Raw genomic sequence first — 21,543 nt, 5'->3', positions numbered from 1 at the left:
TGGAAGTTCTACGTCGTCGCCGCTACCTCCGCAGACGGCATTCGACTTTCAGCTAGTGACGTGTCGATTTCCAGCTTCATCGTCACGCTCCAGCGCCCTTCTTTGTCGCCTTGAATCCACCAATGCGGCATCAACGCCACGCTTTGATGAACCAACTCAAAGCCACCTTCCGACTGGCTGACCGTTTCGATCGGGAAGGTCCAGACGCTGGTCGGCTGATCGGCCTCCCAACGAATGTCGATCCCCAACCACTGATCGGTCATGCCTAGCATCGTCGTCTCGTGCAGATCCAATCGCTGCCCGAGTTGCCCTAGTTGATCTCCGCCTTGATGAAAGTAGCGATCATCGGCGCCAGACGGCAGCCCCGCAAAGTTCATCTCCACCGCAAAGTGCATCGGCTGATCTTGCGGAACCCCTTCGATCAGATAGGCGATTTCCAGCGTCGAACTACCGGCCGACATGGTCACCCCCTTGGTGATCTTCAGCGGCACGCCCCACGCGTTCCCTTCACGGTACATCTGCACCTGAATGCGATCCGGGTTGCGGCGAATCTTCGCTTCGTAGGCGCCCTCGACAAAGTCGCCGCGTTCTTGGGCTTCGCCGTTGGCGACCAGTTCTGGTGCGATGTCATTGTCAAAGAAGTGATCGATCAGACTCTTGCGTGCATACGAGTCGTACTGCAAGCGCTCATCGAGCCCTGCCTGCTTAAAGACAACCCGATCATGAATGCTGGCGACATCGCCGCCGGCGGTCGAAGGACCAGCCAAGACTTTGCGATGGTACGCCTCGGGACGGCGCGTCAGCGTAGCCAGCAAATTGTGGCAAATCGAACGAACGTCTAACTCGTACATTATCCCCCCCTGAGCCGGAGCGAACAAGGCGAGCAGCTTTTCATCCACCAACTTGATCTCTTGGCGAGCGTCAAAGTTGAAGTCGGCCGCTTCGGCGTCGACATAGGACGCTGGCTGCCCGACTGCTGCATCCAAGATGTTGTCGGCGGCAATCAGGTGGGTGTAAACGGCGTTGCGCAGGTGAGGCAGATAGACCCCGCCAAAGGCGCCATGCCAATAGCTGCAATTGCACTGGCCTCGATACAGTTCGGTCTGGGCCAGATCAAGCAGCGACTGATCGATGTCGCTCTTGCGACGAGCGGCGTCCAGGCGCTTGCTCACCGACATCATGCGGCTGTACATCTCGTCCGTCTCGGGATAGCGAACTTTAAAGTTTCGCCAGTAACCGCCGCGGACAAACTGCTTGATGCGGGGCCAATTCGCTTCGTGTTCAAGCTCATGCACTAGGTCTTCGTAGGCGACTTGTTGCGGGACCGGCAGCACCCACTCGGTCATTTCGCGGTAGCTGCCTTCCGGCAGGAAGACCTTGCCGCGCGGCGGCAGCGAATCGACCGCTTCGGCCAGTGTGGTGACGTGCAGCCAATCTTTGTTCTTCTCGAGAGCCGTAAAGAAGTCGGCCAACCAGCCGCGATCGTAGACGTGGGCTTTGGTGTCAGGCCAAGTGCCAAACTTCTCACCGTCATCGCCAAACACGACGACGCTGTTGGGATGGTTCTCAGCGATTCCCTTTAGATAGGCGATCGTATCTTGCGGCGGAGCAAACGGCAACAAGTAACGCATCCGTTCGCTGCCGGGGAAGATCGAGAGGAGTTGCCCCGCTTCTTCGGTCACGTAGTAACCATACAGATCGTCTTGCTGGATGCCTGCATTTTTGAAATGGAAGTCGTCCAACAGCGTATAGCGAATCCCCGCCTCGGCGATGTCAGAGGTTAGTTGTTGCTCCCACACGCGTTCAGGCATCCACATGCCGCCGATCGATCCGCCGAGGCGATTTTCGAGCCATTGGGTATAGCTGCGGATCTGACCCACGCGGTCACGACCGGGGATCATCGTCAAGATTGCTTCGTAGAAGACGCCGCCGATGATCTCGATGCGGCCTGCACGCACGTGCTCGGCAAGTCGATCCAGATATTCGGGGTGATGGACGTCCAGCCATTCCACCAACGGTCCGCTGGTATGCAGACCAATTTTGATCGCATCCGAAAATCGATCAAAAACATCCAAAAACGGCAGATAGCTGTCTTGATACGCCTGTTCAAAGACGCCGTCAAAGTTGCCAATCGGCTGATGATTGTGAAGCACGAGGCACAGGCGGATCGAATTGCTCATCGCTTGGTCGTTCAAGAGAAAGGTGAGTGCGACTGCTGTCTTGACTACTCGGCAATACTGCCGCCGTGGTGAGAGCTTTTCGATGTCGCGGCCGTTATTTTGGTGGCTGCAACGCTGCGGATCCGCCCTACTGCGCCGCTCGCATCAGCGCGGCTGCTCGTTCCGGCGGAAGAGGATTGACATACATCCCTGTTCCCCACTCGAAACCGGCTTGCGTTGTTGCGCGCGGCAGAATCACTAAACGCCAGTGATAGTAAGCCTGCGCATTTATGTCAAACGGTGTCGTGTGAATCAGATAGTTGTAAGCGGAGAATTCTAACGCTTTTTCGATTTGTGACACGCAGCGCTGAGTAAGCTGGGCAAGCTGTTCTAATCGTGTAAGATCGACCCCGCAAAAGTCGCTATCCGGTCGCCGCGGCAAAATCCAGGTCTCTAGCGGCACACGAGACGCAAAGGGACAGAACGCGACAAACTCTTCATCGGCATAGACAATCCGCGAGGCTGCCGCCAATTCGCGTTCGATCAACTCTGCCCAATACGAGCGGCCAAAACGCTGAAAATAATCGCGGCTCGCATCCAACTCTTGCTGGACACGTAGCGGAGTTCGTGCGGTCGCCATGATCTGGCTATGGCTATGTTCTAGCGATGCGCCGCCGGCCGCGCCTACGTTCTTAAAGACCTGAGCATACGCGTAACGCCCCTCCTTTTTCAAAGCATTCAGCCGAGCGTGATAGGCGACAAACGTCAGCCGGGCGTTCTCGGGCGGCAAATCCGAAAAACTAATCCGGTGGTCGGGTGACTCGATCACCACATCCTGCCAACCAGCGGCCGACTGCTGTGGGAAGAACGCATCGTCGCTCGGCGTTTCGTCTGGCTCAGCGTCCATGTCGAAGGCCGGAAAGCGATTGGGAACAACGCGAACCTGCCAGCCGGGACCATTGTCCGGCAAATGTTCCGCGCGGGCAGCCCACAACTCGGGTGGAGCCAGGTGCTCGGCCCCTTCACAGAAGGGGCAAGCGAGCAGTTTTGCGACCGGGGGCGAATGATCCCACTGCTGCGGACGCTCAGCGCGCCGAGCAGCAATCGCAACTTCATAGCCCAACAAAGGATCGCGGCGAATCTCGCTCATAAGCTCCGTCTACGCGTAAATTGCGGCGAAATCCCTACCGACTTGCGTGCCACGGCTCTGTGAGCCGTGTGCGTTTGAGTAAAGTTCCTACGAACTTCAGCACGGCTCACAGAGCCGTGGCACGCGTTTTATCGGTTGCGGCGCGCTCTAGCGCTTTTTCTTGTTACCGCTCACCATCTGCTGCTTGCGGGCAACCGTCTCTTCAAACAGCCGCACATACTCGGCCGCACTTCGTTTCCACGACCAGTCTTGCGCCATGCCTGTGTCGACGATCTTTTTCCAGGTCGGCTTGTCGCTTTGATAGATGCGACAGGCACGTTGGAGCGTTTCGGCCAAAGCGTGCGAACTGTACTCCCGGAAACTGAACCCGTTGGCAGTACCGTCCGCCAAGGTCTCTTCGTCCGTGTCCGTAATCGTATCGGCAAGCCCGCCGGTCTCGCGGACAACCGGCACCGCGCCATATTTCAGGCTGTAAAGCTGGTTCAAGCCGCACGGTTCGTACAAACTGGGCATCAAAAACATGTCGGCGCCCGCCTCGACGCGCCGCGCTTTTGCTTCGCAAAATTCTACTTTTACGCCTACTTTGTCCGGATATTGTTGGGCCAAGGTCGAAAGCTGGTTTTGGTGGCCCGGCTCGCCGGTTCCCAAGATGACCCACTGCGTGTTACGCGTGCGCGCCCACTCTTGAATCACTTCAGCGACCAGATCAAAACCCTTTTGATCGGCCATGCGTCCCACCATGCCGATGATCGGCGCCTGGGGATCGGTCGGCAAATTGAACTCTTGCTGCAGCGCCTTCTTACAGGCCGGCTTGCCCATTTCCCAATCATCAACGCCAAAGTTGACGGCCAGCGCGTCGTCGGTCATGGGGTTCCATTTGTCGTAGTCGACGCCGTTGACGACGCCTGACATGACCGAAGCTCGATCGCGCAACACTCCCTCCAGACCGCAACCCAACGGACTACTCTGAATCTCTTGTCCATAACGGGGGCTAACGGTGCTGATCGAATCGGCGAAGACGATGCCGGTCTTCAGGAAGTTCAGATGGCCATAAAACTCCATCTGGTGCATGTTGAAATATTTCCAGTCGAGCCCGGTCAGGACCATGTCCCAGTGCCAGAAATTGCCCTGGTAAGCCATGTTGTGAATCGTCAGCAGCGTGGCGATCTTTTCGTAGCCGTGCGTCGCTGCGTACTCAATGTCCAAATAGGCAGGCGCAAGCCCGGTCTGCCAGTCATTGCAATGAATCACATCGACCGGCAAATCCAACAGGCGAATCGCTTCGAGGATGGCGCGCGAGAAGAAGACGAATCGTTCGCAATTGTCTTGGTAATCTTCGCCATCTTCGCGGTATAACTGAGGTCGATCGTAGTATTCGTCGTTCTTAACCAGGTAAACGGGAACATCCGAGCCGGGCAAATAGCTCTTTAGCAGTTGGCCGCTGACGACCTTGCTGCCGATCGGCAAATCAAAATGTATAGGCAGCTCTTCTATTGGCTGACCGCAAGTAAAGGCTTGCCGGAACGCGGGCATGATTACCGCGACATCTTGGCCCAAACGACGTAGTTCTAAGGGGAGAGAACCACAGACGTCCGCCAATCCGCCTGTTTTGGCGAACGGATAAACCTCACTGCTGGCGAGTAGAATATTCAAAGTCGCCAAACTCCTGGGACGGGGCTATCTGAAGGTGGAGACAGCAAAGTTGCAGAAAACAATAACACACGAACGCAGCTCTCGGAAATACAACGGGGAAGATTGGGGGATTCCGAAAAATGCGCAGATCAAAAGCTTTGCGAAATCTTCGTCGATTTTGCGGGGGCGCCGCTCAACTTGTTTCTCATTTGGCTAAAGTGTTGCACAGTATTGGGTTACTTGCAAATCCATCTAATTGGACGCCGGTGAAGCGGGCAAGTTACGCAATCTGTCTGCGTATTTGAACTTACGCCACCAGGGAGGGCACTAACGTATGTAGGGTGAGATCGGGCCCGGCCCGACAACTAACAAAGGCGGGAGCATGATTGCAGGGCATTAATATACCGTTAAATCCAAACCGATGCGGCGTTACTTCGCCTTGGAATACCAACCTACCAGCCAAGCTTCAAGAAATTTTTTTCATGAAAATTTGCGGACTTGATGTCGAAAAGCTGACTTCCCTCTATTTCGACCGGATTCACCGGGCGGCATTGCTGATGTCTGGCAATGCCTGGGACGCGGACGATTTGGCCCAAGAGGTCTTTTTGATCGTCGCGAATGACCCAACCAAGTTTGAAGGACGCAGCAGCCAATACACCTATCTGTACGGCATTCTGCTGAACTTGGAGCGCCGTTTACGGCGAAAAAGAAGAATGCATCAGGAAAAAACCGAGAAGCTGGCCCAACGTCAGGATGGCCCGATTGCAGCGGTCGCAGCAGATGTGCCGGTCGTCTCCGAAGAATGGAAGCGGAGCCTCTGGAGTCTGGCGGCCGAGCTGCCGGATGGCCAGCGTCAGGCGATTGTCCTGCGGTTTGGTGAAGAACTCCCCTATCAAGAAATCGCCGATATCCTTGGTTGCCCCCTGGGAACGGTAAAAAGCCGCATTTTCCATGGTTTAGGTACCCTCAGAAAGCTGGTTGCCGATAGCCCCGGCCAACTACGCGAAATCCCTCGCGAACTTGGAGACAGCCCTCGCTCAACTGGAGACAGACAGTCCGATGCCATCTGAACCTCGAATTTTTGACCCTGACGAGCACGATGACGCGCTGCTCGAAACCGAGATGCCTGCCGCGGAACTCAGCGATGAAGCCTGGGAATCGGTGGCGCTGCCGGATGATCTTCTGATGCTGGGCGATCAGCTGCGCTGTGACGCGACCCGGCTGCACGAGTCGCATCGCGCCGATCGCCTGCAACGCGAACTGCTGCGGCCCGAACGAGCGCAGCGCTCTGAGTTGGCCTCGCCGACGCGCGGACTTTCGGCTTTTGGCTTGGCGGCCTGGACTCCCCTGCTCTGGCTGCTGCCGGTCGTTTTGGTCACCGCAGCGCTAGTTTGGAACCAACCAACTCCTTCCCGCATGCCGACTTCCCCAGGTTTGGCGGTCACTCCTAGTCTTGATTATGCTCCTCGGGAGTATTCGCCGCAGGTTTATCCAGTTTCGTTGCCGGCCGAGCCCCCTTCACAACAAGGTCCCAACGCTGCTGAACTCGACGCACTGCTTGACTTGATGCAGAACGAGACCGCTTCCGTCGCTGTTTCGCTTTAAAGCCGCTTATGAATTTGAAGTCGACAATTCGATTCGCAGCGCTGCTGCTGACATTTGCCGCCGCTGGTCAGGTCTACGCAGAAGAACTGCCGCAGTTCGAAGCCGCCGCCCAACGACTGGCCGCCGCGACGGTCACCGTGCGGATGATCGCGCTGCCGACGCCGCCCCCGGCTGGCGAAGCCGATCCGCTGGCCAAGCAGCCCCCATCGCCGTCGCGCGTGACCGTCTGCACCGGTGTCGCGATCGGACCGAAGCTGATCATCACCTGTTTGCGTTACGAAGCCGGCAGTCGCTTGCGGATCACGCTGGCCGATGGACGTCAGGCCGACGCCGAGCTCAAAGTGCTCGATCATTTCTCGACGCTCGCGATTCTGGAACTGCAACAACTAGAAGTCCCGGCGATCTCGCTGGCCGACCAAGAGCCGACTGCTGGTCGCTGGGTTGTCTCGGCCGCTGGCTGGGGCGCCGCTCAGCCCGTGCAAACCTTTGGCATGCTTGGCGCGGTCGACCGCCAAATTCCCGGCGTGGAACTGCCGCCGCTGCTGGAATGCGACCTCCGCGGCGCGCCGACAGCCTCCGGATCCGGCATCGTCAATCCTGACGCTACCCTCGCAGGAATTGTGGTCGCCGTCCATAAGCCCAACAATGACACGCTGCGCACCTACGCCGTGCCGTGCAAGCATATTCAGCGCCTGCTCGCATCCCAGGCGCCTGACAAAGTTGTCATCCTGCAGCGTCGTCGCCCTACGCTGGGTCTGACCCTTACCGCCGGCGAGAAGACCGAGACGGTCGTCGTCGAAAAAGTGGCCGCAAACGGCCCCGCCGCTTTGGCCGGCATCGCCAAAGGGGATCAAGTGCTTGCCGTTGACGGACTTTATATTCGCTCGGTCTATCAGGCGATCGGCCCGGTTCTGGCCAAACAGCCCGGCGACAAGCTCCGCTTGAAGCTGCTGCAAGGGGAGAAGCTTGCTGTGGTCGAAGTGACGCTCGGCGGCGGCGTTGAGTTTCCCGATCAAACCGCAGGTCTTGGCGCTGATCGCCGCCTGTTGACCGATCCGCGGATCGAACTCGCGCGTCTGGCCGCTCAAGCAGCCGATCCGCAAGATCCTTTGGCCGCGATGGAAGTCGCCGGCGAAGAGGAACAACCGGTCGATCCTCGCGACGAACAAATCGAAATCTTGCAGCGAGCACTGGATCGCTACGCCAAGCTGATTGAGTTCTATCAACAACAGCTAGACGCTGAGCGCGACAAAGTGAAACAGCTAAAAGCGAACAAAGCCGCCGCCGACAAATAGTCAAACGGCGATTTTTTTCATCTCTCGCAGCGCCCGTTTTGAGGTTTTGAGGTTGCGCTATTTCGATCCAATTGAACACTAGCCCGCAGCGCCAGCGAGGGAATTTGTCTGGCTACTTCGAACCAGTTTGGAATCGCCAAGCGGATTCCCTCGCTGGCGCTGCGGGCTAGTGTGAACGTTTTTGACTTTATTCCGACCGTGTTTTTCTGTTCTTCATCCGTGGCCTTGCCGCGTTCTATTCTTTCTTAATCCAATTAGCGCAACCTCAAAACTCGCACCGCGGGCTACGAGAAGAAGCGACCGCTTACAGCAAACGATCCAGCTCGTCGACCAACCCTTCAAAGTGGGTCAGCGCCGTATCGACCGCCGCCGGTTGTTCCATATCGACCCCAGCATCACGTAGCAAATCGAGCGGATACTTGGAGCAGCCTCCTTTGAGGAACGTCAGGTAGTCGTTCAGCTCGCTGGCGCCGCCGTTGAGCACGCGTTTGCTTAAAGCGATCGCGGCCGAGAGCCCGGTCGCATACTTGTAGACATAGAACGCGCGATAGAAGTGCGGAATCCGGAAGCACTCCAGCGACAAGTCGTCGTCGATGGCGAAGTTCGGACCAAAGTACTTCTTCAGCAGTTCCAAATAAACCTCTTGGAACGAACGGACCGTGAGCGGTTCGCCTGCCTCGCACATCGCGTGCGTGATCTTCTCGAACTCAGCGAACATCGTCTGGCGAATGATCGTGCCGCGGATCGCATCGATGTCGCGATTGACCAGATACGCTCGCTCACGGTCGTCGGCCGCGCTCTCTTGCATGTATTGGCTCAGCAACTGCTCGTTGAATGTGCTGGCCACTTCGGCGACAAAGATCGTGTAGTTGTAGTATTGATACGGCTGATTGCCGGCCGAATAGTAACTGTGCATCGAGTGCCCAGCTTCGTGGGCAAGCGTAAAGACATCGTCCGGCACGTCCGGCTTGTAATTCATCAAGATGTACGGAGCGCCATCAAACGTGCCGCAGCTGAACGCGCCGCTTTGCTTGCCGGCGTTGGGGTAGCGATCGCTCCAGCGCGCCTTGGTCAACCCATTTTTTAGCACCTCGCAATACTCGCTCCCCAGCGGAATCAACGCGTTCATGATCACATCAACCGCTTCCTCCCACGTATGCCGCAATTTGATCTCGCTCAGGATCGGCACGTAGGTGTCGTAGTGATGGATCTCGCGCAGTTTCATTTTGCGGCGACGCAATTCGTAATAGCGATGCAGCGCCGGCAGATGATTGTGGACCGATTCAATCAAGTTGTCATAAACCGATTGCGGCACGTCGTCGGCATACAACGCCTGATGAATGGCGCTGTCATAACCGCGAACCTTGGCGTAGTAAACGTCGCGTTGGATCGAGCCAGACAACGTCGCCGAGAGGGTATTCTCGTGCCCTTTAAACTGAGCGTAATACTGATGGAACGCCGCTTTGCGAACATTGCGATCCGACGATTGCAAAAACTCGCTCAGGTTCGAGTTGGCCAGTTCGACCTCTTCCCCTTGTTCGTTCTTCAGCGTGCCAAACTTCATGTCGGCGTCCAACAACTGCCGAAACGCCTGACCGGCGGCCGACGACATCTCGCTTTGCATCGCCAGGATGCGTTCTTCTTTTTTGCTGAGCGTAAATTTTTTGTATCGGGTCATCCGCTCGACCATCAGTCGATACGGTTTCATCGGCTTTTCTTCTAGCATTTCGGCCAGACGCTTGGCCGGGATCGCCTGAATCTCAGGCGAGATAAAACTCGCGGCCTGGCCCAGCTTGCTGCCAACCGACTGATAGCGTGAGATCCGCCGCTGCGAATCGTCATCGGCCTGATTCTCGGTCGTCTTCAAAAACGCATAGGTGCCGACTCGCTCGGCTAACCGATCGACCTCTAAATCAAACTTCAAACAAGCAGCCAACGCGGCGCCGCTGTCAGCCAAGGTTCCTTTGAATTTCTCAAAACCAGCTTCTTTTTTAGCCAGTTTGGCGAAATCCTTTTCCCATGCTTCCGGCGATTCATACAGGCTCGCCAAATCCCAGGTATCGCCGACGGCGACAGCACTTCGCAGAGGAAGCGATTTGGACTTGGATTTCGACTTGGATTTTAGAGGCTTCTTCGCAGTTTTCTTTGTGGCGGCCATTAGCAGATTCCTCGGCGATACGTTGCAGGTCTGGTCGCAATCGTAACGGTCAAAGCCGTGCGAGAAAAGGGAGACTCTAGTAAAGATTTGCAAGATCACAGGGGAGAAATAGACACAAACTCTGTGGTCCATTCCTGCTTTTCCCACCGCGGGGCTTACCATCGCAAAAGGTGATCGCCCCGTTTCTGCCGAAGTAGCTAGAACGGCGATTGCCCAATCAGAGGGATCGTTGCCGCCAGCCGCCAAATAATCGCTCGCTCAACGTTTCATCATAACAACGCCTGCGACGATCAGGATCACGCCCATGATCCGTACCAAACTGATCGGTTGTTGTTGGGCTACCAGAATATTGAAATGCTCCAGGATCAGGGCCACGATCATCTGGCCAGCAACGATCAGAGCAAAGGTAAGGCCCGGTCCCAATTTTGGAAAACTCAAAATGACGATCGTCACGTAGGCGGCGCCTAATAGTCCGCCGGCCCAGTATTGCAGCGGCATCTGCCTGAGCCCTGCCCACGAGACGGTCTGTTTGGTCACCAAGATATAGCTAAGCAGTGCGATCGCTCCGATCGTGAACGAAATCAGCGCCGCATAAACAGGGCTCGCGACGACCTTGCCCAGCTTCGCGTTGATTCCGCCTTGCAGCGGCAATGCCGAGCCAGCCGCTAGCGCCAAAGCGATCCAAATTAGTTTGTTGGACATGAATTTCTTTCAAATCGCTGAAAAGCGACGGGTGAAGCGGATACGTAATATTTGCCTGTCAGCACGTTGCCGAAGGTTGCTGACCGGAGCCGAGATCGAGATCTCAGCAGCTGCCGTCCAACGCGGGATAGTCGATATAGCCATGCGGTCCAGGAGCGTAATAGGTGGCTACTTCCGGTTCGTTCAGCTCGGCGCCAATCCGCAATCGCTCGGGCAAATCAGGATTCGCCAGGAAGGATTGGCCGAAGACGATCGCATCAGCCTCGCCCTGCTCGATCGCGCGGGCCGCTGTGACGGCGTCGTAACCACCGTTGGTAAACAACACGCCTGAGAATGCGTCCCGAATATGCGGAGTGACACGCGGCGCCTCGGCGTTGTAAAGACGCCCCGGCTTGATCGCTTCGGCCGTATGCAAATAAGCCAAACCAAACCGATTTAACATTTGCGCGGCTTGGGTGTAAAGCGCAATCGGATCACTATCGCCCATCCCGTTGCCGGCCATGGTTGGACTGACGCGAACACCGGTTCGATCGGCCGACCATGCCGCTGTGACTGCCGTCACCACTTCCTGCAGAAAACGGAGGCGATTTTCGATCGATCCTCCATATTGGTCGGTGCGTTGATTGGACGAATCCCGTAAGAACTGATCAATCAGATAGCTATTGGCCGCATGGATTTCGACTCCGTCGAAGCCTGCGTCCCGCGCACGCTCGGTGGCGGCGGCGTAGTCGCCGACGATGCCTGCGATCTCTGATTCGGAAAGCGCATGCGGTACGACAAACGGCTTTTTGCCGGTGGGAGTATGCGCTTCTCCCGTGGCGGCGATCGCACTGGGTGCGACCGGCAAACGGCCATCGTGATAGTCGGGATGCGAGATGCGGCCCATATGCCACAACTGCAAGAACATTCTTCCCCCGGCGGCGTGCACCGCATCGGTTACCTGCCGCCAGCCTGCCACCTGCTTTGGCGTGTAGATCCCAGGTGCGTCGTGCCAGCCGTAACCTTGCTCGCTGATCGCGGTCGCCTCCGAAATGATCAGGCCGGCAGTTGAACGCTGGCGGTAGTACTGCGCCATCAGCGGGTTAGGAATGCGTTGCGGCGCCCGAGCCCGGGTTAGCGGCGCCATGATGACGCGATGCGGGATCTCGATAGCTCCAACTTGCAGCGGGCGAAACAGGGGATTAGCGTCACTCATAGAATCTCTTTCCGAATCTAAAAATCACTGGCTTTGGACCGAAAAATAATCGCCGCCTACAACTCCACTTGGCTTAACACTCCACATCGGCCCCATCTTACCGCCGACTGAGATATTTTAGAAATACATAATTGTTGCCTTAGTTATATTTTTTGCCTATAACTGAGATATGGAACTCAGACATCTTCGCTATTTTGTTGCGGTCGCCTCGGAATTGAGCTTTTCGCGAGCAGCCGAGAATCAGCTGGTCGCCCAGCCAGCGCTTAGCACTCAGATCGCCGATCTAGAGCGAGAGATCGGCACGCCGCTGCTGTTTCGCACCAAACGTGTGGTGCGACTGACGGCCGCTGGCGCGGTCTTTTTGGCAGAAGCACGCCGCATCCTCGCAGCGGCCGATGCAGCGAAGACCAAAGCACTACGCGCCGCACGCGGCGAAGTGGGCGAACTGACCATCGCCTTTTTTGCGGCGCCAACAATGCGATTTTTGCCTGATTTGATTCGCAGTTACCGAATGGAATTTCCCGATGTCACCATTCGAATGCTGGAGATGACGCCTGACCAGCAGCTACGCGCTTTTGCCAACGAAGAGATCGACATCGGCTTTACTCGGCCCCTCCCATCGGACGCATTGGGACTTGCTAGTCAAATCTTATTCCAAGAACGCCTGGTTGCGGTCGTCCCCGAAACGCATCACCTGGCCGCTTCGCGCCGGATCAAGTTATCGCAACTTGCTGGCGAGCCGTTCGTCTTGCTGGACCGACCGATAGCAGCGGGACTGTACGATCAGATCATCGCCAGCTGCCTGGCGGCCGGCTTCTCGCCGACGGTCAATCACACGCCTGACTTGATGGCGACGGTGCTAACGCTGGTTGCGGCCGAACAAGGAGTGAGCATCGTGCCGGATGGAGTCCAAAATCTGCGCCGCGATCAGGTGGTTTTCCGGCCCATTTCACCGGCTCTTGATCCAATTCCGCTGATCCTCTGCTGGCCAGAACAAGCGAACTCGCCGCCGGCAGCTGCTTTTCGGCAACTGGTGAACCACCGAATGGCCGTGATTAAATCAGGCTATGTTGCTCGCTAACCAGCAGGGCCTGATGGGTTGCGCAAGCCGGCCAGGTCGCTTGTTAATCATCCAATCCAACGAGGATTGCACCACCAATCCTACGCGACTGCAGGCAGACGATTACTTCATGCGTTTGGCCGTTTGCCGTACGCCGTTTTGGAACAACTCGACCGCTGTGCAGCGCCCCGACTTTTCGATTTGAAACGTCAGCGTTGCGTCGACCACTTTATAGAACCACTCGGTCTCGCTGCGTGGATAAACTTGCAGCGACGGTTGCCCCGTTAACGCGACCATCAGCTTGTTGTCTTCCACGACCACGGTGAATACGGCGCCGGGCGCCAATTGATACTTGCCTGCGAGGCGCTTCATTTTTGCAGGCGCTACTTCAAGCTGCTTGGTGAACTCGCGCGGTTGCTCGCTAGAGCCGGCCAACATCCGCATCAGTTGTTCGGCCAAGACGTCGACTTCGCTGTTGCCGATGTTGGTCAGCACCACCACCGCGGCGTCAAATTTGCGACTAACAAACACTGCCGAGTGATAGCCGCCGGTTTGTCCATTATGAAAACGGGTCGAGCCATCGCGGGCAACGTGCCAACCCAGCCCCATCGCAAAGCCATTCTCCTCGAGCGGTTGCTGCTGAATCTGCCAGGCAATGTCGATCGCAGTGCCCAGCTTCCCCGCCGGCGGATCTAACTGAGCCTGGGCGTACTTCAGCAGATCATCCACACTGCTGCGAATCGCTCCCGCGCCGGCCAGCGCGTCAAAGTCCCACACGTGCCCTGGTGTTCCATGGGCGATATACGGCGGCGCGAAGCGGGCCTGCTGCTCGGCAGTCAGCTGGATCCGCGTATCTTCTAACTGCAGCGGCGCTGCGATCCGCTCTTGCAACAATGATGCGTAATCTGTTTTGCGATCGCGGGACAACAGTTCACCCAACAGGCCAGCTCCCAAGTTCGAGTAAGCCATACTCTCGCCCGGCTTCTTTGTCGGCTGATACTTGCGCAAAAACTCGGCCAAAAGTTTGCCTGTATAGTCGGCGTAAGGGTTATTGGGATCGGCCGGTTTCATATTGTCCGGCAGCCGCGGCAAGCCAGAAGTATGCGTCGACAAATGCCATAACCGAATCGGCTGCGTCTCATCGCGACGCGGCATTTTAAATCCAGCCGGCAACAGATCCTCGGCCGGCGTCACCAACGAAACCCGCCCGTCAATCATTGCATCGGCCAACAGCAAACCGGTGAAGACTTTCGTAAACGATCCAATCTCATAGATCGTCTTGCCGTCTGGAGTCTGAGCATTGTCGTCCGAGAACTTTCCGTATCCGCGGACGACTGTTTTGTCTCCTTGGATAACCCCAATCGATATGCCGACGACGGTTTCGCTATCGATGTAGGGCTGGGCCAGACGGTCGACTTGTTCCGACAGATCGGCTGCGTGCGTTAGCGAAGCGATTTGCAGAAAGACGATGGCAATACTTGCTGAAGTTTTCATATCCAACCTCTTCGGCGAAACAAGCGAATTTATGTCCGACAGTGCCGCGATGCTTTAACAGTATAGTCGGAAAACATTGACTTCAATTTGGTTGTGCAGCGGCGCGGCGTAGGCGATCCATGATGGCGCGGCCCAGTTCGACTTCGGGAACGGGGCGGGCGACGATGATGTCTAGACCGAGCGCATCAAGACGCCGCAGAGCGGCGAAGAGATTGACGGCGGCTTCTCGCAGGCAGCCCTGCTCAGAAAGGATTTCAATCGCGCAGTAACCAGCGAGAGCGGTCGGCCGCTGGAAACTGAGCAGTCCCACTCTTTGTTGACTTGCTATTTCGTCCGCTGGAAGGTCATCTGCGGAAAGTACGAGTCGGGTCGCGGGTGAGTAGTGTCGAAGCAGTTGGCCAGGCGATGTGGGACGCGACTCTTCGTGCAGGTGGGTTTGGATTGTCCCGATGACGTTTTCAATTTCTTCCAGCGTGATCCCACCGGGGCGCAACATGGTGGGGCGACCATCGGGCGAATCGACAAAGGAAACAACCGTCGATTCCACTCCAATGCGGCAAAGCCCATCGTCGAGCACGATTGGCAATTGGTCTCCAAACTGCTCGCGCACGTGAGCGGCTGTTGTCGGACTGACCGAGCCAAACCGGTTGGCACTGGGGGCGGCGATCGGAACGCTGGCCAGTTGAATCAGACGACGAGCCAAATCGTGAGCTGGGCAGCGCACGGCGACGCTCGACAATCCGGCGGTGACAATATCAGGAACGCACGGTTGCTTTTCCAGCACCAGTGACAGCGGCCCAGGCCAAAACGCTTCCACTAATTTCATCGCCATCGGAGGGACGGACGCGGCCACGTCGGACAACTGCTGGGGATCAGCAATATGCACGATCAAAGGGTCGAACCGCGGTCGCTCTTTCAATGCAAAAACAGCACTCACTGCCGCCGCATCCAGTGCGTTGGCGCCCAATCCGTAAACCGTCTCCGTCGGAAAAGCAACGAGGCCGCCCTGACGAATGGTGCTGGCTGCTTCAAGAAGGTCTTCTTCGGTAACCATGAAATCTCGCTCTGAACGGGCCGTGCTATCGGCGAAACTACGCTTTGCTATCTCGATACAAGCCCAGCGACAGCTTGATTTTGTCGACGCGCAGCGGAGTCTCCAAGGTGGGATGTCAATAATGACGGCGTAAGTCGATTTTTGGCAAGCCGCGATCACCCCAGCAGGGTGCGGATGAGCCCGGTGAAAACGGAAAGCAGAGTCGAATTAGCGCCAGGTCGCCGGATTAGGCGGCTAGAGCAGGAAGAGTCTCGCGGCGGGTTACCAATGCCTGATTTTTCCAACGGTAACGCCGATTCGTGACATCCAAATAGCAAGTGGCTATAATCCGATTCACCAGCGGCGGCGCCCTATAGTTTTTGGCGAGAACTTCGCTCTATCCAATTCTATCACAAATCTGATCTCAATCCGCATGGCGAAAACAAAACGAAGTCGCAGCGTCAAGACGAAAACTCCAGCCATGCCGCGACTCAAATTTGATTGGGCTGGCGAACCTCTCAGCGCGGCCACAATCAATCAAATCTCGCTCGTGCTGGGACTGACCGACGACTACAAGCGTCTGTTAAGCAAGACAAACGGCGGCTCTCCCGATCGCGCTGATTTTCGCTGGGAGCATCCCCAAAATGGCTCGCAAGAATCCCATCTCGACAGCTTTCTGGGAATCGACAACCGACCGTTCGGACTTGACCGGGGTACGGACTGCGTTTCGGTGACTCTCGGTTATCGAGACTACCTTCCTCGCTTCGCCATCCCGATCGCCTACGTGGATCGGGACGACTTGCTGTTGACCTTTCGGGCTGGCGATCGGCAAGGGGAAGTGTGGCTGCTCCTCGCGGCGAAAACTGTCGATTCTAACCCGGAAGATTCGGTCTACTTTGTGGCGGATTCGCTGGTTGATTTTCTCAACCTGCTCAGAAAGACCGACGAGCCCGATGGACCGCTCACCCTGGCGCTCGACTCTCCCAAAGCACGTGGCAAACAATTGGACGCCGTGCTGAAATCACTCGGATGCAAGCCGTTCAAATACAAAGGGGTCTCTTCGCAAACAGCGCTGCCGCCGGCATGGCAGTGGCCGAAGTATCGCCGAGCCGATGACGATTTGCCGGCCTTCCTTTCGCTGGAGAAAAACGACACCTACGGCTACGCGCCCAAGTGCGACGAACGGCCGAAAGGCCACAAGATGCTCTGCGTGAATGTCACCAAGTCGCAGCGAAAGGAATGCTTGAAAGAGCTTTTGGGAAAATTGGGAGACCACGTCAAGGCAGTTGAAGCCTAGCCCCAACCTTACCCAATAATCTCCCGCTTGTGCTGCACATAATCCCAAATCACATACCGGTCGAGATCGCGCCCGGCCGTAAAAAAGACTCGGCCTTTCGACGTCTGGGCTAGTCGATAAGCGAACTTCACATCTTCTTCGGTCTGCGACCAACTGGGAATCAGGAAGATGTTGATCGTGATCCCTTCTCGCGCGCACAGGGCGCCTTCGCGCATGGTCGCCGCTTCGGTGGCCGGGTCAGGCGGATAGAGCAGGAAGAGTTGCGAGCCTTCAAAGTGGGCGGTTGGCAGCCCGTCGGTGATCAGGATGATTTGGCGATTGGGCGTGTCTTGGTTGGCCAAAAACATCCGCGATTGTTGCAGCGCGTGTTGGATGTTGGTGAAGTGGGGCGGGATCCGAAATTCGCTGGCGCCGGGGTCGCTCATGTCGGCCCGCAGTCGGACCACCGGATCGTGCAATGTGACCGGTTTTGGCAGCAGTCCGATCACGTCGCCGGGGCGAACCGGTTTGGCGAACGAGTACATCTCGAGCATCTGCAGATAGTCGCCCGGGTACTCGCTGCGGATCAATCCTTGCAGGGCCAAGGCCATCCGTTTGACGTTGACGTATTGTCCTTCGTACCGCATCGAACCGCTCATATCCATGATGACGGTCGTGGCGCACTTGGGCGTGTTGCGCGTGCGGTGGATCTCGATATCTTCCGGCTTCAGCCGCAGCGGCGTTTGTCCTTCTTGCCGCAAGATCGCGTTGATCATCGACTGGGGAATATCCATCTGCGTGATCGAATCGCCAAACTCATACGGCTTGGTCTGCTGCAATTCGACGGCGCCTTCGCCCAGGATCGGCCCTTGATGACGACCTGACCGTGATGCGTCGAGATTCGAGAAAATCTTCTCCAGCAGCTTCCCTTGAAAGATTTTGAATGCTTGCGGCGTGATCTGGAACGCGCCATTTTTGTTGCCGGTCAATCCTTGCTGCTCGGCCATATTGCGGACGTACTCTTCCAGCTGACGCTGCAGGTCCATCAGCTGTTCCATCTGCCCTGGCTCGGCGAATTGCGACAGTTCGGACATGTCGATCACGCCGATCTGGGCTGAGTCTTTTGCTTCTTCCAACTGCTTTAACAGCTCGTCGATCCGCTCCAGCTCTTCTTTGATCGCGATCGCTTCCGGCACCGTCATCGACGTCTGACCAGTGAAGACGTACTTGGCCGCAAGTTCGTCAACTTCGTACTTTTCACCCAGGCGCTCGATCAGGTGGACTAGCTCTCGCGCAAGCGGCGAGCGAGCTTCATCGGCCAGATACCAAAGTCGTTCGAGATCGTAGATTTGTTCGCGATCCACTGCGGCTCGCGCGGCATCTCCTAATTTGCCTTTGGGATAGCTGATTTGCTTGCCGGCTTTGTAATAATTCTTGCGGGCCTTCTTGACGACGCTGTTGGTCTCGTAGGTCTCTAGGATTTTGCGCCGGCGTTCCTCAAGCATCTTGATTAGCGCGTCAAGACTCGGGCCGAGACCGGCGATTTGGCTCGGGTCGAGCTTGATCGCGCGGGCCAGCTCTTCCGGCGTTAGCTCGCGCATCTCGCCGTACATCAACATATGTTCCATCGCCGGCGAGACGAGATCAGGCGGCTCCTGCGTCGGGCTAGGGAATCGCTGCGGATCGTACTTTTGGTACGTATGGATGACGCCGCCAGGTCGATAAGGTTGGTTCACAAGAACGCTTTCTGTTATTCGAACTCGTACTCAATCCGACCATGCTGCTGCGAGCGGGAAATCCGATCGAGCGCGTGCAGGCCGGCCAACACAAACTCGACGCAGGAGGCCCGCATCGCTTCGTTTTCGGACGCGTTCAGCTCAAACGCTTTGTCCCAAATCGGCGGAACATGCTGCAAACGTTCGGCGTATTGGCTGGAAGGCAGCAAGTCGCCCACTTCGATCTTGACGCCGCGGCTGAAAATGTGCCCGATCTCTTCTAGGCCATGCTGCTCGACATATTCGCTGAAGACGATCCGGACCGCTTCGGCGATTAGCGCGTCAAGCACTTGACGTTCTGACATCTGATGGCTCCCCATCATGTCGAGCTCGAGCTTGCCGAGTGACGACGAGTAGAGATGTCCTAGATCAGACAAGCGTACCACCGCCGGCTTCTCATTGAGGATGATGCCGCGATGACGCGCGCTGGCGACAGCCGTGCGGAAGTTGGCGATGCTAAAGCGTGCGCTGACGCCTGACTGATGGTCGATGTACTTGCTCTTGCGCCCGCAGACGGTGATCTGCTCCAGGATTTCGCGAATGAAATACGGGACAACCACCGGATATTCGCCGTCGAGGTCAACGCCGGCCTCTTGCTGCATGATCTGAATGCCCAGGTCACGCTCACGCGGGTAATGCGTGTGGACGACGGTGCCGATGCGGTCCTTGAGCTGCGGAATCACTTTGCCGCTGCGATTGTAGGTCGCCGGATTCGCCGAGAAGAGCAACAGCAGATCAATATCAAACTGCACGGGATAGCCGCGGATCTGCACGTCTCGCTCTTCCAACATGTTGAACAGGCCGACCTGGACCAGTTCGTCCAGTTCTGGCAGTTCGTTCATCGCAAAGATGCCGCGATGCATGCGGGGAATCAACCCAAAGTGCAGCGCCTCTTCGGTCGACATGCTGACGCCGCCAACCAGTTTGGCCGGATCGATCTCGCCGATCACGTCGGCAAACTTGGTGCCTGGCGCCAAACGTTCGACATAGCGAGCTTCGCGCGGCCACCAGGCGATGGGGACTTGGTTCTCGTCATGCGTCGCCAGATAGGTTTTGGCGACTGACGAGATCGGATGGTACGGATCTTCGTGCACCGGAGCGCCGGGGATGTCGAGATACGGAACTTCTTCATCGAGGAACCGCGAGACCATCCGCATGATGCGGCTTTTCGCTTGTCCCTTCTCGCCGAGAAACAGCATGTCATGCCCGGCGATTAGCGCCAGGTTGATTTCGGGGATGACGGTGTCGTCATAGCCGACGATGCCGGGATAGAGAGTCTCGCCGGCGGCGAGCATACGAATGAAATTGTCGCGAATTTCGTCTTTTACGCTTTTCGATTTCCAACCGCTTTCGCGCAGCTGGCTGAGTGTGTGGGGGCGATGGGCTCGCGGGGGAGTCGATTCAGACGCCATAAGATTCCTGTGGCAAAAATTCGTAAGTAGAAGCGTCGCAGGCATTATAGCGCGCGGCGTCATATCGCCAACTCAGAAGGCAACTTACGATCCGCTCAGGTTCACATGTTGGTCAAATCATCAATGCGACTGCCCCCAAATAACGAGTCCAACGCCGACGATAACTGTGGGGCGTGGTCGGTATTTAACGCATAGATGCGGCAAATCTTGCGGCTGATCGGCAAACTGCGAAAAATTTGATCGCTGGTCAGCGGCTTGGTCTGGTTTTGTGCGGCATCGTACAAATAGTTCTGCTGCGCCGACTTGGGCGTATCGTGGCGAAAGATGTAACGGCTGACCGCGATCTTGAGCGGCATCTCTTGCAGCTCTGCTGGCAGACCTTGGCGAATCGCGAATTCGGCCATTTTATCCGACTGCAAAAGGTTCGATTGCTCGGTCGACGCATCGTTGAAGCCGATCGAACGCTCGCAGATAAATTTCCACGCCACTTTTCGCTGCAGCAATTGATCCCACCGGTGGCCCAGGGCCGCAACTTCGGCGTTGTCACTTTGGCTCCACCGCGCAACGTCGACCAGCAGCGAAAACTCGGTCAGTTGGCGATAGCGATCTAAATCAGTCGCCGGGTCAACGGGAAAGAAATGTTGACGACTGTCGCGAAACAGGTCTTCCAGCGTTTTATCGATCGCCATCACTTCGCGATGAAAATAAACGTTGTGGAAAAGTTCGGCCCGCACGTTCATAAATCGAATCAATGCGCCCATGCCGCGGTGATGAATCGTGAGCCCGCTGGGGGTAAAAAAGCTGTAGTGCAGTAAGCGATCGAGATCGTACGAGCGGTTGCTGTAGCCAGTCATATAGGCGTCGCGGAGGACAAAGTCCATGTTGTCGATCGTGTAGATGCCGCTCAGCAAACTTCGCAAATGGATCAACCATGGTGGATAGGTAACCGCTTCGTCATCGCGGGGGCGCTGGATCAACCAAGCAATCTGCTGTGGATCGATCTGTTCGCCTGGTTCCAACGTACTGTGGGGATTGCGCCGCAGTCCGGCCAACAGGTTGGCTAGTTTTTGTTCAATGATTTGGGCGCCCAGCTTTTCGTGGGTGAGCCCGTACTGCGACAAAAAATGGGAGTCAAAGAAATGCCCAAACGGCCCATGTCCGACATCATGCAGCAGCCCCGCCATACGCAACAACGTCTCGACATATCCACGACTGGGAACATCCGCGCACGATGCTAGCAGGCTGGGGTAAAGCTGGGCGATTGCTCGACTCGCGAGGTGCATCGCCCCCAAGATATGCTGAAAACGGGTATGTTCGGCCGTCGGATAGACCCACCACGCGGTCTGCAGCTGATGAATCTGCCGCATCCGCTGCACCCAGGGAGAGTCAATAATGTCCCGCTCGGTTACTTCCCCTGGCTCGCCGTCGACGACGAAGGGTATATAGCCGTGAATCGGGTCCGAACAGAGGCTCTCATTGGAATATGGATTCATGCGGCCGATTATGAAACTTGCTCTCGTTAACGTCCACCGGGTTTGCCACGTTCGATCATGTTGCTTAAACTGCGCAGGCGTTACAGAATCATGAAGTCGGAACA

The 21,543-nt window shown here is 56.6% G+C and carries 16 protein-coding genes; 5 read left to right on the top strand and 11 right to left on the bottom strand.

Going from position 1 to position 21,543, the window contains the following annotated elements; all coding sequences use genetic code 11:
• Positions 1-8 precede the first annotated feature (8 nt).
• The 3 genes from SH421x_RS05820 to glgA all read right to left on the bottom strand — a co-directional run bounded on the left by SH421x_RS05820 (position 9) and on the right by glgA (position 4,962).
• A complete protein-coding gene (locus tag SH421x_RS05820; protein ID WP_488854461.1) occupies positions 9-2,180 on the bottom strand; it encodes an alpha-amylase/4-alpha-glucanotransferase domain-containing protein in 2,172 nt (723 codons plus the stop codon).
• A 127-nt stretch (positions 2,181-2,307) separates the two neighbouring features.
• The gene (locus SH421x_RS05815; protein ID WP_488854460.1) at positions 2,308-3,309 is read right to left on the bottom strand and encodes a galactose-1-phosphate uridylyltransferase; all 1,002 of its coding nucleotides are present in this window, start codon (positions 3,307-3,309) and stop codon (positions 2,308-2,310) included.
• 147 nt (positions 3,310-3,456) lie between these two features.
• Positions 3,457-4,962 (bottom strand): glycogen synthase GlgA, encoded by a 1,506-nt coding sequence (gene glgA / locus SH421x_RS05810; protein ID WP_488854459.1) that lies wholly within the window; start codon positions 4,960-4,962, stop codon positions 3,457-3,459.
• 461 nt (positions 4,963-5,423) lie between these two features.
• On the opposite strand from glgA, the gene SH421x_RS05805 reads away from it, so the two are divergent.
• Genes SH421x_RS05805 through SH421x_RS05795 form a run of 3 tightly spaced genes read left to right on the top strand, consistent with a single transcriptional unit; the run spans position 5,424 to position 7,841 of the window.
• Positions 5,424-6,011: an RNA polymerase sigma factor gene (locus SH421x_RS05805; protein ID WP_488854458.1), complete on the top strand. Its 588-nt coding sequence runs from the start codon at positions 5,424-5,426 to the stop codon at positions 6,009-6,011.
• Positions 6,001-6,546 carry a hypothetical protein gene (locus SH421x_RS05800; protein ID WP_488854457.1) on the top strand — a complete coding sequence of 182 codons (546 nt, stop codon included), beginning with the start codon at positions 6,001-6,003 and terminating at the stop codon, positions 6,544-6,546. The genes SH421x_RS05805 and SH421x_RS05800 overlap by 11 nt, the downstream gene beginning before the upstream one ends.
• An 8-nt stretch (positions 6,547-6,554) precedes the next feature.
• A complete protein-coding gene (locus tag SH421x_RS05795) occupies positions 6,555-7,841 on the top strand; it encodes a S1C family serine protease (RefSeq protein ID WP_488854456.1) in 1,287 nt (428 codons plus the stop codon).
• A 304-nt stretch (positions 7,842-8,145) separates the two neighbouring features.
• Here SH421x_RS05795 and pepF read toward each other — a convergent pair whose 3' ends face one another.
• The 3 genes from pepF to SH421x_RS05780 all read right to left on the bottom strand — a co-directional run bounded on the left by pepF (position 8,146) and on the right by SH421x_RS05780 (position 11,896).
• A complete protein-coding gene (pepF, locus tag SH421x_RS05790) occupies positions 8,146-9,999 on the bottom strand; it encodes an oligoendopeptidase F (protein WP_488854455.1) in 1,854 nt (617 codons plus the stop codon).
• 258 nt (positions 10,000-10,257) lie between these two features.
• Entirely contained in the window at positions 10,258-10,701 is a 444-nt protein-coding gene (locus SH421x_RS05785) for a DMT family transporter (RefSeq protein ID WP_488854454.1), read from the bottom strand.
• A gap of 103 nt (positions 10,702-10,804) precedes the next feature.
• Positions 10,805-11,896 (bottom strand): alkene reductase, encoded by a 1,092-nt coding sequence (locus tag SH421x_RS05780; RefSeq protein WP_488854453.1) that lies wholly within the window; start codon positions 11,894-11,896, stop codon positions 10,805-10,807.
• 169 nt (positions 11,897-12,065) lie between these two features.
• Between SH421x_RS05780 and SH421x_RS05775 the strand changes: the two genes are divergently transcribed.
• A complete protein-coding gene (locus tag SH421x_RS05775; protein WP_488854452.1) occupies positions 12,066-12,977 on the top strand; it encodes a LysR substrate-binding domain-containing protein in 912 nt (303 codons plus the stop codon).
• Between the two features lie 102 nt (positions 12,978-13,079).
• Here the strand turns inward: SH421x_RS05775 and SH421x_RS05770 are convergent, their stop codons facing one another.
• Both SH421x_RS05770 and SH421x_RS05765 read right to left on the bottom strand, forming a co-directional pair.
• Entirely contained in the window at positions 13,080-14,450 is a 1,371-nt protein-coding gene (locus tag SH421x_RS05770) for a serine hydrolase (RefSeq protein ID WP_488854451.1), read from the bottom strand.
• An 82-nt stretch (positions 14,451-14,532) separates the two neighbouring features.
• The gene (locus SH421x_RS05765) at positions 14,533-15,504 is read right to left on the bottom strand and encodes an L-threonylcarbamoyladenylate synthase (RefSeq protein WP_488854450.1); all 972 of its coding nucleotides are present in this window, start codon (positions 15,502-15,504) and stop codon (positions 14,533-14,535) included.
• Positions 15,505-15,964: 460 nt separating this feature from the next.
• Here SH421x_RS05765 and SH421x_RS05760 point away from each other — a divergent pair, with 460 nt between their 5' ends.
• A complete protein-coding gene (locus SH421x_RS05760; protein WP_488854449.1) occupies positions 15,965-16,780 on the top strand; it encodes an SMI1/KNR4 family protein in 816 nt (271 codons plus the stop codon).
• A gap of 8 nt (positions 16,781-16,788) precedes the next feature.
• Here SH421x_RS05760 and SH421x_RS05755 read toward each other — a convergent pair whose 3' ends face one another.
• The 3 genes from SH421x_RS05755 to SH421x_RS05745 all read right to left on the bottom strand — a co-directional run bounded on the left by SH421x_RS05755 (position 16,789) and on the right by SH421x_RS05745 (position 21,439).
• Positions 16,789-18,495: a vWA domain-containing protein gene (locus SH421x_RS05755; RefSeq protein ID WP_488854448.1), complete on the bottom strand. Its 1,707-nt coding sequence runs from the start codon at positions 18,493-18,495 to the stop codon at positions 16,789-16,791.
• A gap of 14 nt (positions 18,496-18,509) precedes the next feature.
• On the bottom strand, positions 18,510-19,946 hold the full coding sequence (locus tag SH421x_RS05750) for a magnesium chelatase ATPase subunit I (protein ID WP_488854447.1): 1,437 nt from the start codon (positions 19,944-19,946) through the stop codon (positions 18,510-18,512).
• Between the two features lie 101 nt (positions 19,947-20,047).
• Positions 20,048-21,439 (bottom strand): HD domain-containing protein, encoded by a 1,392-nt coding sequence (locus SH421x_RS05745; RefSeq protein WP_488854446.1) that lies wholly within the window; start codon positions 21,437-21,439, stop codon positions 20,048-20,050.
• Positions 21,440-21,543 lie beyond the last annotated feature (104 nt).

This window comes from Blastopirellula sp. SH421, from assembly GCF_057808535.1.
Note: the sequence above shows the minus strand (reverse complement) of the source record. Positions and strands in the feature narration are given on the sequence as shown.

Excerpts from the sequence above, each read along its gene's own strand:
- SH421x_RS05820 (WP_488854461.1), bottom strand. The coding sequence starts at position 2,180 with ATGAGCAATTCGATCCGCCTGTGCCTCGTGCTTCACAATCATCAGCCG.
- SH421x_RS05815 (WP_488854460.1), bottom strand. The coding sequence starts at position 3,309 with ATGAGCGAGATTCGCCGCGATCCTTTGTTGGGCTATGAAGTTGCGATT.
- SH421x_RS05805 (WP_488854458.1), top strand. The coding sequence starts at position 5,424 with ATGAAAATTTGCGGACTTGATGTCGAAAAGCTGACTTCCCTCTATTTC.
- SH421x_RS05800 (WP_488854457.1), top strand. The coding sequence starts at position 6,001 with ATGCCATCTGAACCTCGAATTTTTGACCCTGACGAGCACGATGACGCG.
- SH421x_RS05795 (WP_488854456.1), top strand. The coding sequence starts at position 6,555 with ATGAATTTGAAGTCGACAATTCGATTCGCAGCGCTGCTGCTGACATTT.
- pepF (WP_488854455.1), bottom strand. The coding sequence starts at position 9,999 with ATGGCCGCCACAAAGAAAACTGCGAAGAAGCCTCTAAAATCCAAGTCG.
- SH421x_RS05785 (WP_488854454.1), bottom strand. The coding sequence starts at position 10,701 with ATGTCCAACAAACTAATTTGGATCGCTTTGGCGCTAGCGGCTGGCTCG.
- SH421x_RS05780 (WP_488854453.1), bottom strand. The coding sequence starts at position 11,896 with ATGAGTGACGCTAATCCCCTGTTTCGCCCGCTGCAAGTTGGAGCTATC.
- SH421x_RS05775 (WP_488854452.1), top strand. The coding sequence starts at position 12,066 with ATGGAACTCAGACATCTTCGCTATTTTGTTGCGGTCGCCTCGGAATTG.
- SH421x_RS05770 (WP_488854451.1), bottom strand. The coding sequence starts at position 14,450 with ATGAAAACTTCAGCAAGTATTGCCATCGTCTTTCTGCAAATCGCTTCG.
- SH421x_RS05765 (WP_488854450.1), bottom strand. The coding sequence starts at position 15,504 with ATGGTTACCGAAGAAGACCTTCTTGAAGCAGCCAGCACCATTCGTCAG.
- SH421x_RS05760 (WP_488854449.1), top strand. The coding sequence starts at position 15,965 with ATGCCGCGACTCAAATTTGATTGGGCTGGCGAACCTCTCAGCGCGGCC.
- SH421x_RS05750 (WP_488854447.1), bottom strand. The coding sequence starts at position 19,946 with ATGGCGTCTGAATCGACTCCCCCGCGAGCCCATCGCCCCCACACACTC.
- SH421x_RS05745 (WP_488854446.1), bottom strand. The coding sequence starts at position 21,439 with ATGAATCCATATTCCAATGAGAGCCTCTGTTCGGACCCGATTCACGGC.